The organism is Klebsiella sp. 2-CIP_Kleb., from assembly GCF_050378715.1.
GTDB classification, from domain to species: Bacteria; Pseudomonadota; Gammaproteobacteria; order Enterobacterales; family Enterobacteriaceae; genus Klebsiella; species Klebsiella quasipneumoniae.
Genome location: NZ_JBNRLG010000003.1, coordinates 153,980 through 170,074 on the forward strand (window position 1 = coordinate 153,980; position 16,095 = coordinate 170,074).

A 16,095-nucleotide genomic window follows, 5' to 3' on the forward strand; every position below is an offset into this window, starting at 1 on the left:
ACCTCGGTTAGCGGATGGAAAAGCCGTTGGTCAGCACGCAGCGCCGGGAGCGGGCAAAGGTGCGCGCCGAGGTTGTCCCTTCACCGGTTGGCGTGGCAATGGTAAAGGTGGTAAAACCTTCGCCGCCGACGCCGATCCCGGCATAGGAGGGGCCGTTCTTGACGAATATCGAGGTTTGCAGGGTGCGGGCCGCGAGGTTCAGGCGCGACACGTTCTGCGAGTGCATAATGGCGGTATGATGCAGCCCCTCTTCAACCTTGAGGGCCAGCGCCAGCGCGCTATCGAAATCGCGGACTTTCACTACCGGCAGCATCGGCATCAGCTGTTCGCTGGTGACCCACGGGTCATCGGCGTTGACGATAGCAATCAGCAGACGCGGCGCTTTCGCCGGCACGGCAATCCCGGCCGCTTCCAGCATGGCTGAAGGGCTTTTGCCGACCAGTTTTTTATTCGCCTGGCCTTCAGGCAGGCAGGCGGCGCGGAGTTTGTCGGTATCGGCGGGGCTCAGCAGCAGCGCGCCGAAGGATTGCATTTGCTGCACCAGACGTTCAGCTACGCTCTCCACCACAATCAGGCTCTTCTCGGCGATGCACGGCAGGTTGTAATCGAACGAGGCACCGTTGATGATATCTTCCGCCGCCTTCACCAAATCAGCGGTCTCATCAACGATACAGGGCGGGTTGCCTGCGCCTGCGCCAATCACTTTTTTACCGCTCTTCATGCCCATTGCCACAATACCCGGGCCGCCGGTGATAGCCAGCACCGCGATGCGCGGGTGGGCCATCATCTGCTGGGTTGCTTCGAAAGTCGGCTCAGCCACGGTGACCACCAGGTTGCGGATGCCGCAGCAGCTGAAGGCAATCTCTTCTATCAGGCTGATGAGCTTCAGAGAGACCTTTTTCGCCCCCGGATGCGGGCTGAAGTAAACGCTGTTGCCCGCCGCCAGCATGCTGATACTGTTGTTGATGATGGTTTCCGTCGGGTTGGTGCTCGGCGCGACCGAACCGATAACGCCAAACGGTGAGTATTCAAAGAGCACCATGCCGCCGTCGCCGGTCAGCGCGGTGGTGGTGAGGTCTTCCACGCCCGGCGTGTTGTCGAGCGCGGCTTTGTTTTTCAGGAATTTATCTTCTTTGTTGCCCATCCCCGTTTCATTGGCGCTCTCTTCCGCCAGAGTCGCCAGCAGCGGCGTCAGCTCCTGACGTATTGCGCTGATGATGGCGCTGCGGGTTTTTAACGGGCACTGCTGATAACGTAAGAACGCCTGGTGCGCGGCGTCGATGGCCTCGCTGACGGACTGGAAAATCCCTTTGCCCTGCGGCTGGACCGGCGTTTGCGCTGGCGTGGTTAATTGCTCGCTAAGAATGGTGCGAATCAGGGTTTCGAGTTCAGAAGTATTCATTGATGTGTTCCCACGTTAATGGCCGCAATGGCGGTCTGTGCTATGTCCATGTCCTGTTCAACGCTGCCGCCGCTGATGCCAAGACCCCCAATTAATGAGCCGTCGCGCCACAGGGCGTAACCGCCGCCAAAGGTGACGACTTTTCCCTGTAAATGCGTTTCGAGGCCATAAAGCGCGGCGCCTGGCTGAACGACATCGCTCAGCTCATGGGTCGCCGTTTTCATTGCCACCGCGGTCCAGGCCTTTTTCGGCGCCAGTTCGCTGCTGACCAGCAGGGCGTCCGGCATCCGCCAGGTGACGGTTTCCGTACCGTGGGCATCAACGATGCTAATCACCACCGGCACCTGAAGCTGCTGCGCGCGCTCAACCGCGGCGCGGGTGAGCTGGTGCAGATCGTGGAATGAGAGCGCCACGGGCGTCGTCTCCTTGCTGTGGCTCGGCTGGCTGGCGGCCAGATAGCGCCTGCTAACCTCACGAATAATATTGTTCTGGTGCGCATCGCTATCTTCCGCGCGGGCCAGGGCGTACAGGCAGTCTGATAAGCGGTTGATGTAGCGCATCAGCACCTGGCGCACGTTAACTTCCGCCGCCAGCTCAACCAGACGGCGTTCGGCGCGGCGGGCCAGCGTGCGGGCAAAATGCAGGCGGCTCGCGGCTTCGCAGCGGCCGGGTAAAATAAAGCTATGCAGCGGTTCGACGCGGGCCATGGCCCGATCGATGGCGGCTTCCAGGGCGGAAATCTCTTCGCTGCTGATATAGCGCTGTTTGGGCGACGGCTGTTCGCTGTCACTGGCCAGTTCTGCGCTAAACCAAAATATTTGCTGCTGGATGGCCTCGAGTAAGGTGCGGTGTTTTTTATCCGCGGCGGCGCAGGCGCACAGGCTCAGCGCGGCGTTCAGTTCGTCCAGCGTGCCGTAGGCTTCAACCCGCGGGTGCGTTTTGCTCACCCGCTGGCCGGTAAAGAGTGAGGTGGTGCCAGCGTCGCCCGTTCGGGTATAAATCGCCATATTCGCTCCTTAACGTGAAAGCGTATCGACAATGCCGACAACGGCGAGGTCGATGGCCTCGTTTGGCCCGGAAAAAACGTGCCTGGCGCTGGAGCCGCCGCTAAGCAGAACCAGCTCGCCGATCCCTGCGCCGACGGAATCCACGGCGACTTCATCGCCGGAGGTGGGGGAGGCGGGGAGTTCGCCATCGGCGCTGACCCGCCGCACCAGCAGCAGCTTTTTGCCGATCAGGGAAGGCGATTTTTGCGTGGAGACAACCGCGCCCGTGACTCGTGCCAGATGCATGATTTACTCCTGCTTAATGAATTGAATATTCCGCGCATTTGCGGCTTCGCGCGCCAGCGCGGTCACGATGCATTTGCGGTGGATAACCAGACGCCCCTGGCCCAGCTGCGCGACGTCGCGATAGCTCAGCACTGAACCTGCATGCAGGATCAGCGGCCGTCCGCGCTCGTCGGTGAATATCACCGGCAGGCGCGCCAGTTTTTTGAGCGGGATAACCGGCAGCAGCTGGCTGTGCAGGGTGAGCTGCACGCGGATGCCGAAAGCCAGCGCCTCGTGAATTTTCCGCGCCGCGGGATCGTCGGTTTCCGTATCCGCAAGCTGAGCCAGCAGCGGCAGGTCGACGAGCTGGATGCGCAGCGAGGCGTGCTGGCTGAACAGCCCGGGGCAGTCGGCATTGCGCAGTTGCGCAACGCTCAGCGTCGCCGTGCTTTGGGCGCGACGCTGCAGCCTGGAGACGATTTCCTCCACAATGCGCTGCAAAACTGCGCCGTTCATCGCGGGCCTACCAGCCGGGCAAAGGCCTGCGGGTTATCTGCACCGGCGGCGTTGGCTTCATCGGTATCAATGTGCATTTCGAGGCGCATGTCTGGTGAAACGCGAATCGCCACGTTGTCGAAAATCAGCCCGCGCTCGTCGCCTTCAATGGCCACGGAGACCCTGTCGCCATGGGAAACCCGCAGGATAAGCGCATCGAGCGGCGACATATGGATATGCCGCTGCGCGACGATAACCCCGGAAGGTAGCTCCAGTTCGCCAAAAGGGCTGACCAGGCGAATGCCCGGCGTCCCCTTCAGATTGCCGGACATTCTCAGCGGCGCCGCAACCCCCAGGGTTCTGGCATCGGTACGCGATATTTCCACCTGGCTTACCGAACGCAGTGGGCCGAGCAGGCGCACATTTTTAAGTTGCCCTTTCGGTCCTACCAGGGTGACGGTTTGCTCCGCGGCGTATTGTCCCGGCTGCAGCAGCGCTTTTTTCTCGCTGATGGGATGATCGGGAAACAGGCGTTCATAATCCGACGCCGACAGGTGGATATGACGATTTGAAACCCCCAGCGGAATGGGCCGCAGGCGCATCTCGTCGAGGACTTTACTGACCGTTGATTCGAGAAGCTGTTTATCCATTACGCTTCACCTCGCTTGCCGGGATGAATGCAAAGGGAGCGCGGCTCGCCCTTCTGGCGCGGACATTTTGGATCCAGGCACAGGTTGCAGCTCACCACGCCTTGTTGCTGGAGGGGCTCTTCTGCTGGCGCTTCAGAAACGACATTAGCCGTCTCTGACTCTTCAGGCTCAGGTTCCATGACGGAGGGTGGGGGAGCCTCTGCTGGCAGGATCCCTTCTCCGGGTCTGGCGATGACTTTATGAGCCACCAGACCGTTTCGCTGTTCGGCAAACTGTACACCGGTGGTGATGGCCGCCTGTACTGAGGCCACATCACCGGTAATTTTAATGACCATCCAGCCTGAACCATTGGTCTTTTCGAGGGCGACCAGCGTGATAGAAGCGGATTTCGCCATGATATCGGCGCAGCTAATAGCCAGTGCCAGACCACAAACTTCAAGTAATCCCAGTGATTGCTTCACGCGGTGCTCCTTATTCGCCAACAATCAGGCTGATTTCGGTAAAATGGCCTCAACGTCGCTGTGCGGACGCGGGATCACGTGGCAGGATTTCACTTCACCCACCACGCTTGCCGCCGCGCTGCCCGCATCCACCGCCGCTTTGACCGCGCCGACATCGCCGCGAACCATGACGGTCACCAGACCCGAGCCAATTTTTTCGTAGCCGACCAGCTGCACGTTGGCCGATTTCACCATGGCATCGGCGGCTTCAATGGCGCCTACTAACCCTTTTGTTTCAACCAGTCCCAGTGCGTTATTCATACTGCTGTTCTCCTGTTGCTTAGCTATTCAGATCCCGGAAAGGGATCCCTTTGACCAGCCGTGCCGCGTTATTACCGGTGTTGCGGTGGGCCTGACTGTCCTGATGATGCATCAGCGTAAAAAGCGGCGCCGATGCGGGTAAATTCTTGTAGTGCACGACCAGCGTATGGCGATCGCAGGCGATGCCCACCAGCAGCGGCGAGCTGCGCGCCGCCTGCCAGGCGCTGTCCACGACATCCCCGGCCGGATGATGCTGGAGCAGGAAAGGAATGCCTTCCTCTTCGATACCCAGCAGCACTTCGCGCCACAAGCCGTCGCAGCCGTCGATGGCGGCGATCACAATAGCCGGGGCGGTGTGATTACTGTCCATGCGCGAACTCCTTATGCCAGGAGAGAATCAGACCGGTGGCCACCGCGTTTCTTGGGCCTTCGCTGCCGCGAATATTTCCTCGCCCGGCCACCAGCCGGTAGTGCGCCAGCGCATCGGTGACCAGCTGCGGGATCTCAAAATCGAGGGACGAGCCGCCCACCAGCACCACGAAGGGGATATCGCGAATGTTGCCGGTCGGGCTGACCTGACGCAGCGCGCGCAGGGCGTTGGTGACAAAGACCCGCTCTTTGGCGCTGCGGCGAATAGCGCGCACTTTTTCCAGCGCTAAGTCGCCGGGTAGCGGCACCAGTTCGTCCGGTTTCACCACGCAGACGCGGGCGAATACGGCGGGGGGCAGCGGCGTGGAGAAGAACTGCACGCTGCCGTCCTCGTGGCGCAGATGGAACAGACTTTCGACTTTCGCCAGTGAATATTTTTTGATCTCTTCCGCCAGGTAGCGATCCTCCAGCCCCAGCTCGCGGGCAATGATCATCGTCACCATATCGCCAGCTCCGGCGAGGTGAGTGGCGATGATTTCACCTTTGGGGTTGATGATGGAGGCATCGGTGGAGCCTGCGCCGAGGTCGAGGATCGCCAGCGGACGCGTGGTGCCGGGGGTGGTCAGCGCGCCGAGAATGGCGGCTTCGGCCTCTGCGCCGCCGATCTGTACGTCGATATTGAGCTTCTGCTCGATCTCGCGGGCAATCATCGCCATCTGCAAACGGTCAGATTTCACCATGGAGGCGATGCCCACGGCCTGCTCCAGCGAGAACTCCCCGGCAAGACCGCCGGTGACGCTCACCGGAACCGAGGTGTCAACGGCCAGCAGATCCTGAATAAAAATCTCGCTGCTGGGCTTGTTGGTCAGCTCGGCCATGGTCTGGCGCACGTGTTCCAGCATGCCGCCGATATTGGTCCCCGACTCGCCGGTGACGTTATCGAGTTTGCCGCAGCCGTCGACCGCTTTCATGATGGCTTCGGCACCGGCGGCGACATCCACGCGTACGGTACGTCCCTGCGCCTGCAGTTCCAGGTTACCGGCAGGTATTGCGCGCGCTTTGACGTCGCCGGATGGCGTTTTAACGACCACGGCGGAACGGTTGCCAATCAGCGCGCGAGCCATCGGCACGATGTTTTTGGTTTCATCGGCGTTGAGGTTAAATACGGTGGCGATGCCGTAAGGGTTAGAAAGGGTTTCAATGACCTTTCCCGGTACGGCGACTTCTATCGCCGCCAGCATCCCCAGCGGTATGCGGTCGATGTAGAGCACTTCGTCAACGATCGGCAGCGATTTTTCCAGCCGGTTGCTGACCAGCACGCCATCGTCACGTTGCAAAATGACGCCGGTAATCTGATATCCGGCGCGCAGGGAAGCGTTAATCACGCTGGCGATATCGGCAAAGTCAAACGCCGACGACACCACCAGGATATAGGGCGCGTCCGCCGGGCGGGTTAACAGCTCCTGCGGCGTAATGGTGATGCCCACGCCAAGCCCCGCGCCGCCGGGCGTTTTCGGGTTATGGCCGATCATGGTTGATTCGGTGATGATGGTTTCGGTAATGGTTTCCATCGCCACATCGCCAATCACCGGCGTCGCTTCGTTAATGCGGATGAGCGAAATATCGCTGACACTGATCCCCGCGCGCTTTGCGACCAGCGCGAGGGCCTCCTGAATGCCGAACACGTTACGCAACGTGCCTTTGATCCCGGTGGTTTCCGCCAGCGCGCTGTGCGTAATCGTCAGCGTGCCAGCCTCATTCAGGGTCGCCAGGGCGACTTCCGTCGATGAGTTGCCGATATCAATGCCAGCTATATATCGCATCACATGCCCCTGTAATTAATCGTCGCCCTTGAGTTTTTTACGCTCGACGTACAGCGTTGCCGCTTCGCGAACGAAAGCGGCGCAGATCTTCGCCTGGTAGCGGCTTTCGAGATCGTCGGCGATCGTCAGCAGCTCCTCTTTCGTCGAGCGATAGGGGCGGAGGGCGTTGTAGATTTCAAGAATGCGATCGTCCGGTACCGCGGTCAGTTCGGCGGCGCGTTCGAAGTTCATCGCCAACCGGTCGCGGCCCGCGTCCCTGGCGATAGAAGCCTGTAAGCGCAGGGTTTCCGGGGTAATACGCATATCCTGAGCGGTGACTTTATTGCTCAGCACGTTTTCCAGCGTAAAGTCGTCCAGCGTTTTATTGGTGGCGGTTTTCACCCATTCCGGGTGCTTATTCGCCAGCGGGTAGTCGCTGACCTTTGCGCTACGGGGCGCGCCGCCAGCCGCCGGAGCCGCCGCTGGCGCCTCGCCCTGCAGGCTGTTCATACGGCTTAATACGTCGCGCACCATCGATTCAATTGCGTCGGTATTCATGGAGTTATCCTTTATCAAAGCGCCACGCGCAGTTCCTGCGGGTTTTTGCCCGTCACCACGTACTTGGTCTCTTTAATGTGCAAAATGGCCGATTTCGCCTGGTATTTTGGCCGCGCCATCTGGTCGTTCAGCGTCGGGACCGGCTGCGGCGATTCGCGTTTCGCATAGCGGGCGGCGTTTTTACCAATCTGGCGGTAGGTTTCCAGGGTCAGCAGCGGCGCCTGGGGGAACAGCTCCAGGTTAGAGAGCGGCGGCAGGCCCTGCTGGTGGATAACGGTGGTGCCTTTTGACTGGATGCCGATAGAGATGCCGGAACCGCTCAGGCGATTGCCTTCAACGGCGACGAAGGCCACGTCGGAGGATTTAAAGCAGCGAATTACGCGCGCCTTAATGCCTTCTTCTTCAATACCGGCAATCACTTCGCGCAGAATGCTCTTGTGCGGTATGCCGACGATATTGACGGTCTGCGCCAGGCCGAAAGCCGGGCCGACGGCGATAATCACTTCATCCTGCTGCGTGCCCTGACGCGCTTCGCCGACTTCCGTCAGGAAGCCGTCGCCAGCAGGCGCGGTTGCCTGCGGCGCAGCGGAGGCCGCAGGCGCATTAAACGAGACCGGTTTATCGCTGCTCTTCATTTCGCTAAGCACTTCTTCAATTATCAGGCGCAGCAATTTTTCATTAATTTCCATTTCTCACCCCTTAATCAATCTCGTTGGGATCAAGAGCGCCAGGGATGTTTTTAATCTCTTCCCAGCGTTCGCCCTGCAGGCGATAGCCCGTTGCCGGACCGGCATAATCGTTAACGTCGTTGACGGCTGATAGCACCTGTCCGTCGCCGACGATAATGGCGGAGGTATGCAGATAGTCCCCGGTCAGCTTGGCTTTCTGGATGTTGAGCATGTCCTGGGCCACGTCGGTGAAGCCGCCCTGCGCCAGCGCTTTCACCACTTCCAGGCCGTTGCGGTTTTTATTGATGATCTCCTGGGCGAACTTGATGTCCTCGACGATATTGCGCTCCGGCATATCTTTCGAACCGTGGGCGTAGGTCGCGGCTTCCACTTCTTCATCGGTAATCGGCGGCAGCCCCATTCCGGCAAACACGGCCTGCAGCGCGCGGGCGGCTTTGTTACGGATGGCGATAACATCTTCTTCGCGAACCGGACGCAGACCGCCGTCGACCTTCAGGTCGCGCTGGATAACGTTGTAGTCGTCAAAGTCTTCGGCATCTTCGTTGGAACCGGCGAACATGTTGTCGTAGTTCGGCACCGCGGAATAACCGGAGGAGATGAAGTCGGTTCCCGGCAGGAACTGCATCAGCAGGCGCGCGGTACGACGCATATCGGAGTGGGTGAAGGTCTGGTCGTTACTGGAGGCGCACTCCAGATCCAGCGACGAACAGATCAGGTTTTCCGCCAGCACCGCGCGAATGCCTGACGGCACCGCAGACGGTACGCCGATGCAGCTTACCGAGCCGTTTTGCAGCCCCTGAACGCCGGCGGCTTTGGTGATGTAGATGCAGCGCGCTTCCAGATAAAGCATGGATTTGCCTTCGGCGTAGCCCATCTGCACTTCGGAGCCGGAGCCGGAGGTGAAGCGCATTTTCAGGCCGCGAGAGGCGTAGGAGGAGGCGAGGAAGCCCTTCGACCACGGGGTGTCGTCGCCGTCGGTAAAGACCGGTTCGGTACCGTAGACGGAGATGGTTTCGGCGTAGCAGGTGTGGCCCAGCATGCCGAGCTTGAGCTCGGTGGCTTCTTCCAGCGAGCACTGAGTCAGTACGCCCGGGCGGCCTACCTGCGAGCCGACCAGCAGCGCGATGGCGTTAAACGGCGCATAGCGCGCGACTGCAACCGTGGTTTCCTGTTCGTCAAATCCGCGCCATGCGCCTTCGGCGGCGTCGGCGGCAATCTGTACCGGGTTATCTTTGACGTTGGTGACGTGCGCCTGCTGGGACGGGGTGCGGCGGGCGCGCATTTTCTGCATCGCCATCATCATCTCAACGACGTTCATATGCGAAACCACTTCGACAATTTTTGCCGGCGTCATCGCGGTGGTCAGCGGGACGATTTCGCTGCGTTTAACGTTCGGATCGCAGAGCATATTGGCCAGCTTGACCGAATCCATCGCCATCACTTCTTCGGCGCGATTCAGGTTGATACCGTAGCGGGCGATAAAGTGGTCGATCAGGTCAAAATCGCTCACCGGTTTCCCGTCCAGCTCGGTCACCGCGCCGTTAACGATTTTTATCGACGGTTTCGGATCGTTCGGGCTTTCCATCGCGATAAAGCCTTCTTCGATCCACTCCTTAACGAAGCCGTCCTGATTCACAGGGCGTTTCGCCAGTGCTTCAAATCTTTTCGATCTCATGAATCAGCCTCGCGGGTATCAGATGTAGGAGGGGCGATCGTTTTTCGGTTCAGCACCGAGGGTCGCAAGGACGGTTTTACCGATTTCGCGCGCGGAGGTGACTGCCTGGCGGACCGCGCCGGAGTCGCCGGAAATCACCAGGATGGCTTCGTTACTGAAGCTGGTGCCGTGCGCCGGAGAGCTATACGCCACGACTTCTACGTTGGCTGACTTCAGGGCGGTATCGGCCATCAGCACGCCAACGGAGGCCGGTGCGCCGACGATAATGCCGCAGGCGCGGCCAATCGGCGCGCCGAAGGCTTTTTCCAGGGCGTAGCTGGCGCGGGCGGTGTACTGCAGCTCGATATGTCCGGCTTCATTGCCGTAAACATCGCCAAAGGTGCGGTCGAGCTCTTTCAGGGCGACTTCGATACCGCGCTTAACGTCGGAAACGTCGTTGCCGCCTAAAATAATCAGCGAACCGTGGCCCGCGCCGCCTTTGGTATCGCGCGGAAGCTCAATGCTGACCACTTCGGTGTTGGTGGCTTTCACCGCTTCGTCCGCTGCCATAATGTGCGGGCCTGCGCCGGTGCGGGCGCCGAGAATGCCGATGGAGCGATAGCGTTTTTCAAGCTTCATCGCGTCCAGCAGGGCGGTATCGACGTTGGCGATCACCAGGCCCAGGGTGTCGCCAATGGCGGTCCCGACAAATTCCGTTAAACTGCAGCTTTTTTCTGCCATAGCCGTCTCTCGTATTGGATGGTTTTCAGTAGGGATGGCCTGCTGTTCCGGCGTTGCCACACGGGCAATCACTTGAGCCATGATCTGTTCAACCAGCTCATTGCTGCTCATTGGCTAATTCCCTTCGGTAAGATTTTTTCTACATCGGTGTGAGGGCGTGGGATGACGTGTACGGCTTTCACTTCTCCCACGTTACGTGCGGCGGCGGCACCGGCATCGGTGGCCGCTTTCACCGCGCCAACGTCGCCGCGCACGATGACGGTGACCAGCCCGGAGCCAATCTTTTCATAGCCCACTAACATCACATTGGCTGACTTAACCATTGCATCAGCGGCCTCTATGGCTGCGGTTAAGCCTTTGGTTTCTACCATTCCTAGTGCTTCTTGTTGCATAAAGACCTCGCATGGAGTGTTCCGATAGTGGGGACTATAAGAAGATGCGAGGAAAAAGAATGGCTGACTTCAATGTGATGGTGAAAAAATAGTGGGTATTGGATAATATAAAATTGTCTTTTATTTATTTAAGTGCTTGATGTTAATTATTATTTTTATTTGTGTTGATGTGATTATCTTGTTTTGTATATTCCATATTTACAAATTTGTTCATGACGATTTCAATTTTATCTGCTATGCGCGAGAAACTGATTTGTGATGTTTGTTGGAAAACGATGAGCTGGTTTTAGCAATATTTTTGCATGCCATGGTGGTGGCATAATGGCGAAAGCCGCGCGTGAGCAATGCAATTCTGCGTTATTTAATGACAATAATTTGTTATTGATGCCCGAATTTTCCGGAGGCTGCCGTCAGCAGGTTGCCAACAATTTGCGGACGGGAGTTCATATAGTGGTGCCCGTTGTACTCTACTGCCAGCAGGATGTTGGCTGGTCAGGACACGAACTCTGCTAAGAAGGTGTCATAATGAATGATTCGTTAAAAGCGCAATGTACCGCCGAGTTTTTGGGCACCGGGCTATTTTTGTTTTTCGGCATCGGCTGCCTGAGCGCGTTAAAGGTGGCGGGAGCCAGCCTCGGACTGTGGGAGATATGCATTATCTGGGGGCTGGGGATCTCGCTGGCCGTGTATCTGACTTCGGGGATCTCCGGCGGCCATCTCAACCCGGCGGTGACCGTCGCGTTATGGCTGTTTGCCTGCTTTCCCGGACGAAAAGTTTTCCCCTATATCGTTTCACAGGTTGCCGGCGCCTTTGGCGGCGCGGTGCTGGCCTATGTGCTGTACAGCACGATGTTTACCGAGTTTGAATCCGCCCACCATATCGCGCGCGGCAGCGTAGAGAGCCTGCAGCTGGCGAGTATTTTCAGCACCTACCCGGCGGCATCGCTGAGCATCTGGCATGCGGCGCTGGTTGAAGTGGTGATCACCTCCATGCTGATGGGGATGATTATGGCGCTGACCGACGACGGCAACGGCGTACCGAAAGGGCCGCTGGCCCCGCTGCTGATCGGCCTGCTGGTGGCGGTCATTGGCGCTTCAACCGGGCCGCTGACCGGCTTTGCGATGAATCCGGCGCGTGATTTTGGGCCGAAGCTGTTTACGTGGATGGCGGGTTGGGGCGATATCGCGATGACCGGCGGAAGGGATATACCGTACTTTATTGTGCCGATTATTGCGCCACTGATCGGCGCCTGTCTCGGCGCGGCCATCTATCGTTATCTGATTGGTAATAATCTACCGTGTAATACCTGTAAATTAGAGGATTAATGCATCCGCTGAAATAGCGAAAAATTTTCATGAACCGGTATCACGAACTGGCTAAAAACGTCTCCCACGGATGGGAGACTTTTGCTATCGTAATATTCTTTTATCGTTGGCGGTAAATGATGATGAAAGGAAGTGAATATTAAAGAAATGTTTTATTTATAACAAAAAATTAACTGAGAGGTTTTATCATGATTTCTGCGAGCACACTGAACTCAGAACTCATTAATAAAATCGCACAGGATTTTGCGCAGGCCACCAGTCTGGCGGTTGTGGTTGTCAATATTCACGGTGATGAAATATCTGAACTGTTTAACTTCACCCCTTTCTGCCAGCTGATGCGCCAGCACCCCCAGCACAGCTCCCGCTGTCGCATGAGCGACCGCTGCGGCGGCCTCGAGGCCTCGAAAACCGATGCGCTCTGTATCTACCGCTGCCACGCCGGGTTAACCGATTTTTCCATTCCGCTGGTTATCGCCGGGCACCTTGTGGGCTTTGTGCTCTGCGGTCAGGTTCGTCTGAGCAACGATATCGAACTGGTGGACATCCTTAACGTGGATGACCGCTGGCAGGACGATCCGGCGCTGGTTCAGGCGTTCCGCGATGTGCCTGAGATGGACTATTCGCGGGTTATCGCCTCAGCGGATCTGCTCAAGCTGATCGTCGAGAATTGCCTGAAAAAACAGCTTAACTTCGTGGTTATCAAGGATAACCCGCCGCAGAACGACCCGGCGCAGAGCAGCCGGGCGGCCTCGCCGCACGATGGCAAAATGAAGAAGGCGCTGCGCTATATCGACGCGCATCTCTCTGATGAACTGCGTCTGGAGGAGGTGGCGGCGCACGTCTATCTCAGCCCGTACTACTTCAGCAAATTGTTTAAAAAATATCAGGGGATCGGCTTTAACGCCTGGGTCAATCAGCAGCGGATGGCGAGCGCAAAAGAGCTGCTTTGCCACAGCGACTGGAGCATTGCCAGCATTGCGCGGAATTTAGGTTTTTCGCAAACCAGCTATTTTTGTAAAGTGTTTCGCCAGACCTATCAGGTAACGCCGCAGGCGTTTCGTCAGCAAATTAATGCCGGATCACAAACTGAGTCATTTTAAATGACAATATTTTGCTATTGCCGATTTTTGATATCCCGGAGTATCTTCATCATTATAAAATGAAAAAAACGACAGTAGAGCAATAAATTGTCATAGCGCAACAAAATAATGATATTCGAGGGATAAACTACACCAGTTTTTATTTTTGTGATGGGATAGAGTGTCCGTTAATACGAGACCGATGATTATTCAAAACCGCTTCACTCCGCAGGCGTCATTCTGGCGGGGATAAGGCGGTAAAAGTAAGCTTGAAACATTAACCGCCGATGCAGGGCGCATCGGCGAATAAAACCGACAGGTTCGACACCAGTTTGGTGTCAGGGAAGGGGGTGTCAATCCCCCGCAGCCCCCGCTGCTGTGATGCTGACGACCCCGTAAAAACCACTGATCGTAAGATTGGGAAGGGCGGGCGAGAACGAAGCTAAGCCAGAAGACCTGCCTGCCGGTAACAGACCAACAACTTCGGTGGGAAGTGGGTGGCTTAGCGGTGCGTGGTCGCAGGACCAGGCATGCGCGCAGCTATACTCTGACCACCTGAACAGGACAGGGTATGGCAACCAGGCGTGCGTTCATTCTTGCGGGTACCGGTAGCGGTTGTGGCAAAACCACCGTGACGCTCGGCCTGCTCAGCTTGCTCCAACAGCGCGGTTTGCGGGTGCAACCCTGTAAAGTGGGGCCAGACTATTTAGACACCGCCTGGCACACCGCCATCAGCGGCGTCGCCTCCCGCAATCTCGACAGCTTTATGCTTCCCGCCCCGATACTCAACGCGCTGTTTGCCGACCAGCTGCAGCAGGCCGATATCGCAGTCATTGAAGGGGTGATGGGCCTCTATGACGGCTACGGCACCGACCCCAACTACTGCAGCAGCGCGGCGATGGCCAAACAGCTTGGCTGCCCGGTGATTTTGCTGGTGGATGGCAAAGCGGTCTCGACCTCCATCGCCGCCACGGTGATGGGCTTTCAACATTTTGATCCGGCCCTCAATATCGCCGGCGTGATCGTTAATCGCGTCAACAGCGACACTCACTTCCAGCTGCTGAAAAGCGCCATTGAGCGCTACTGCCAGGCGCCGGTGCTCGGTTATGTGCCGCGCGTGGAAGGCGTGGCGCTGCCCGAGCGGCATCTGGGGCTGGTGACCGCCCGCGAGTCGATGGTTAATCAACAGGCATGGCGGGATTTTGCCAGCCTGTTGGGGCGCACCCTCGACATCGACCGGCTGCTGTCCCTCAGCGAACTGGCGAACCTGCCGGCCGGCGAGTGGGGGGAGCAGCTTGCCGCCGACGCCGGCGAAGGGCTGACGCTGGCCCTCGCCGACGACGAGGCCTTCAATTTTTATTATCCCGATAACCTGGCGCTGCTGGTCCGCTGCGGCGTGAAGATCGTGCGCTTTAGCCCGCTGCGCGATCGCCAGCTGCCGGCCTGCCAGATGATCTGGCTTGGCGGCGGCTACCCGGAGCTGCACGCGGCCGGCCTGTCAGCCAACCAGGAGATGCTGGCGCAGCTCCGCGCGGCGCACCGGCGCGGGGTGGCGATCTACGCCGAGTGCGGCGGCCTGATGTATCTGGGCTCCGCCCTGGAGGTCACCGGCGGCGAGCGCTATGCGATGGCGGATATCATTCCCGGCTACAGCCGGATGGGGACGCGTCTGACCCGGTTCGGCTACTGCGAAGCGCAGGCGCAGCAGCAGACGCTGCTGGCCGCCCCCGGCGAGTGGCTGCGCGGCCATGAATTTCATTACTCCGATTTTACTCCCGCCACCGCCGCCGTGCTGGCCTGCCGTAAACAGCGGGATGGCAAGACGCTTCAGCAGTGGCAGGGAGGATGGCAGTCCGGCAGCGCCTTTGCCAGCTATCTCCATGTCCATTTTGCCCAGCGACCCACCATGCTCAACCACTGGCTGCAGGCGGCAAGGAGGACGCTATGACTCTTCTCGCCTGGTGTGTGGCCTGGATACTCGATGTCGTCATTGGCGATCCGCCGCACTGGCCGCATCCGGTGCGCTGGATAGGCCGTCTGATCAACATCAGCCAGCGCGTGGTGCGGCGCGTCTGCCATAGCGAGCGGACGCTGCGCATCGGCGGCGGAGTGATGTGGCTGGTGGTGACCGGCCTGACGTGGGCTGTGGCCTGGGGCGTACTGGCGCTGGCGCGCGGGATCCACCCCTGGCTGGGATGGCTGGTGGAGGTATGGATGATCTTCACCGTGCTGGCGGGGCGCTGTCTGGCGCAGTCGGCGCGGGACGTCGAGCGACCGCTGCGCGCGGGGGATCTGGCGGAAAGCCGTAGCAAGCTGTCGTGGATTGTCGGGCGCGACACCACACAGCTCCAGCCGCAGCAGATTAACCGCGCGGTGGTGGAAACCGTGGCGGAAAACACCGTCGACGGCATTATCGCGCCGCTCTTCTTCCTGCTGCTCGGCGGCGCGCCGCTGGCCATGGCCTATAAGGCGGTCAACACCCTCGATTCCATGGTCGGCTATAAGCACGAAAAATACCGGGCGATCGGCATGGTCAGCGCCCGTCTTGACGATGTGGCCAACTTCCTTCCCGCCCGGCTGAGCTGGCTGCTGCTTAGCCTCGCCGCCGTGGTATGTCGGGAAGATGGCGCCCGGGCGCTGCGGACGGGCTGGCGCGATCGCTATCAGCACAGCAGTCCTAACTGCGCCTGGCCGGAAGCGACCGTCGCCGGCGCGCTGGGGATCCGCCTTGGCGGCCCGAACGACTACTTCGGCCAGCGCGTTGAAAAACCCTGGATAGGCGACGCCGTCCGCGACATTGCGGTGGACGATATTTCCCGAACCATTCGATTGATGTGGGTGGCGTCAACCCTGGCGCTGGCGCTGTTTATCGGCCTGCGCTACTGGCTGGTCGGCGCGGCCTGAGG

General features: G+C 58.8%; 18 protein-coding genes and 1 riboswitch. Of the genes, 4 read left to right on the plus strand and 14 right to left on the minus strand.

Annotation, left to right across the window (positions count from 1 at the left end; genetic code table 11):
- Nucleotides 1–7: 7 nt before the first annotated feature.
- Genes pduP through pduA form a run of 14 tightly spaced genes read right to left on the minus strand, consistent with a single transcriptional unit; the run spans nt 8 to nt 10,784 of the window.
- On the minus strand, nt 8–1,402 hold the full coding sequence (gene pduP / locus ACQUTP_RS13670) for a CoA-acylating propionaldehyde dehydrogenase PduP (protein ID WP_285756332.1): 1,395 nt from the start codon (nt 1,400–1,402) through the stop codon (nt 8–10).
- On the minus strand, nt 1,399–2,409 hold the full coding sequence (pduO, locus tag ACQUTP_RS13675) for a two-domain cob(I)yrinic acid a,c-diamide adenosyltransferase PduO (protein ID WP_285756334.1): 1,011 nt from the start codon (nt 2,407–2,409) through the stop codon (nt 1,399–1,401). The genes pduP and pduO overlap by 4 nt, the downstream gene beginning before the upstream one ends.
- A gap of 9 nt (nt 2,410–2,418) precedes the next feature.
- Nucleotides 2,419–2,694 carry a propanediol utilization microcompartment protein PduN gene (gene pduN / locus ACQUTP_RS13680; RefSeq protein ID WP_000549823.1) on the minus strand — a complete coding sequence of 92 codons (276 nt, stop codon included), beginning with the start codon at nt 2,692–2,694 and terminating at the stop codon, nt 2,419–2,421.
- Nucleotides 2,695–2,697: 3 nt separating this feature from the next.
- Nucleotides 2,698–3,189 (minus strand): microcompartment protein PduM, encoded by a 492-nt coding sequence (pduM, locus tag ACQUTP_RS13685; protein ID WP_065878766.1) that lies wholly within the window; start codon nt 3,187–3,189, stop codon nt 2,698–2,700.
- A complete protein-coding gene (locus ACQUTP_RS13690; protein ID WP_285756337.1) occupies nt 3,186–3,818 on the minus strand; it encodes a phosphate propanoyltransferase in 633 nt (210 codons plus the stop codon). The genes pduM and ACQUTP_RS13690 overlap by 4 nt, the downstream gene beginning before the upstream one ends.
- The gene (locus ACQUTP_RS13695; RefSeq protein ID WP_100098422.1) at nt 3,818–4,300 is read right to left on the minus strand and encodes a BMC domain-containing protein; all 483 of its coding nucleotides are present in this window, start codon (nt 4,298–4,300) and stop codon (nt 3,818–3,820) included. The genes ACQUTP_RS13690 and ACQUTP_RS13695 overlap by 1 nt, the downstream gene beginning before the upstream one ends.
- A 3-nt stretch (nt 4,301–4,303) precedes the next feature.
- Nucleotides 4,304–4,579: a propanediol utilization microcompartment protein PduJ gene (gene pduJ, locus ACQUTP_RS13700; RefSeq protein WP_001057755.1), complete on the minus strand. Its 276-nt coding sequence runs from the start codon at nt 4,577–4,579 to the stop codon at nt 4,304–4,306.
- Nucleotides 4,580–4,598: 19 nt separating this feature from the next.
- Entirely contained in the window at nt 4,599–4,949 is a 351-nt protein-coding gene (pduH, locus tag ACQUTP_RS13705; RefSeq protein WP_048295506.1) for a propanediol dehydratase reactivase beta subunit PduH, read from the minus strand.
- Nucleotides 4,939–6,771, minus strand: coding sequence for a propanediol dehydratase reactivase alpha subunit PduG (pduG, locus tag ACQUTP_RS13710; RefSeq protein WP_285756340.1), 1,833 nt, complete (start codon nt 6,769–6,771; stop codon nt 4,939–4,941). Before pduG ends, pduH begins: the two co-directional genes overlap by 11 nt.
- 15 nt (nt 6,772–6,786) lie before the next feature.
- Nucleotides 6,787–7,308: a propanediol dehydratase small subunit PduE gene (gene pduE, locus ACQUTP_RS13715; RefSeq protein ID WP_004205482.1), complete on the minus strand. Its 522-nt coding sequence runs from the start codon at nt 7,306–7,308 to the stop codon at nt 6,787–6,789.
- A 14-nt stretch (nt 7,309–7,322) separates the two neighbouring features.
- Nucleotides 7,323–7,997: a propanediol dehydratase medium subunit PduD gene (pduD, locus tag ACQUTP_RS13720; RefSeq protein WP_017899216.1), complete on the minus strand. Its 675-nt coding sequence runs from the start codon at nt 7,995–7,997 to the stop codon at nt 7,323–7,325.
- A 10-nt stretch (nt 7,998–8,007) separates the two neighbouring features.
- A complete protein-coding gene (gene pduC / locus ACQUTP_RS13725) occupies nt 8,008–9,672 on the minus strand; it encodes a propanediol dehydratase large subunit PduC (RefSeq protein ID WP_004105132.1) in 1,665 nt (554 codons plus the stop codon).
- Nucleotides 9,673–9,690: 18 nt separating this feature from the next.
- A complete protein-coding gene (gene pduB, locus ACQUTP_RS13730) occupies nt 9,691–10,503 on the minus strand; it encodes a propanediol utilization microcompartment protein PduB (RefSeq protein ID WP_004205485.1) in 813 nt (270 codons plus the stop codon).
- On the minus strand, nt 10,500–10,784 hold the full coding sequence (gene pduA, locus ACQUTP_RS13735) for a propanediol utilization microcompartment protein PduA (RefSeq protein WP_001183618.1): 285 nt from the start codon (nt 10,782–10,784) through the stop codon (nt 10,500–10,502). The genes pduB and pduA overlap by 4 nt, the downstream gene beginning before the upstream one ends.
- A gap of 525 nt (nt 10,785–11,309) precedes the next feature.
- On the opposite strand from pduA, the gene pduF reads away from it, so the two are divergent.
- From pduF to cbiB, 4 genes are all read left to right on the plus strand, one after another.
- On the plus strand, nt 11,310–12,110 hold the full coding sequence (gene pduF, locus ACQUTP_RS13740) for a propanediol diffusion facilitator PduF (protein ID WP_004105118.1): 801 nt from the start codon (nt 11,310–11,312) through the stop codon (nt 12,108–12,110).
- A gap of 188 nt (nt 12,111–12,298) precedes the next feature.
- Entirely contained in the window at nt 12,299–13,210 is a 912-nt protein-coding gene (gene pocR / locus ACQUTP_RS13745) for a transcriptional regulator PocR (protein ID WP_004205486.1), read from the plus strand.
- A gap of 279 nt (nt 13,211–13,489) precedes the next feature.
- A riboswitch (cobalamin riboswitch) is annotated at nt 13,490–13,667 on the plus strand.
- A 93-nt stretch (nt 13,668–13,760) separates the two neighbouring features.
- The gene (locus ACQUTP_RS13750) at nt 13,761–15,137 is read left to right on the plus strand and encodes a cobyrinate a,c-diamide synthase (RefSeq protein WP_285756343.1); all 1,377 of its coding nucleotides are present in this window, start codon (nt 13,761–13,763) and stop codon (nt 15,135–15,137) included.
- Nucleotides 15,134–16,093 carry an adenosylcobinamide-phosphate synthase CbiB gene (gene cbiB, locus ACQUTP_RS13755; protein WP_004205489.1) on the plus strand — a complete coding sequence of 320 codons (960 nt, stop codon included), beginning with the start codon at nt 15,134–15,136 and terminating at the stop codon, nt 16,091–16,093. The genes ACQUTP_RS13750 and cbiB overlap by 4 nt, the downstream gene beginning before the upstream one ends.
- Nucleotides 16,094–16,095 lie beyond the last annotated feature (2 nt).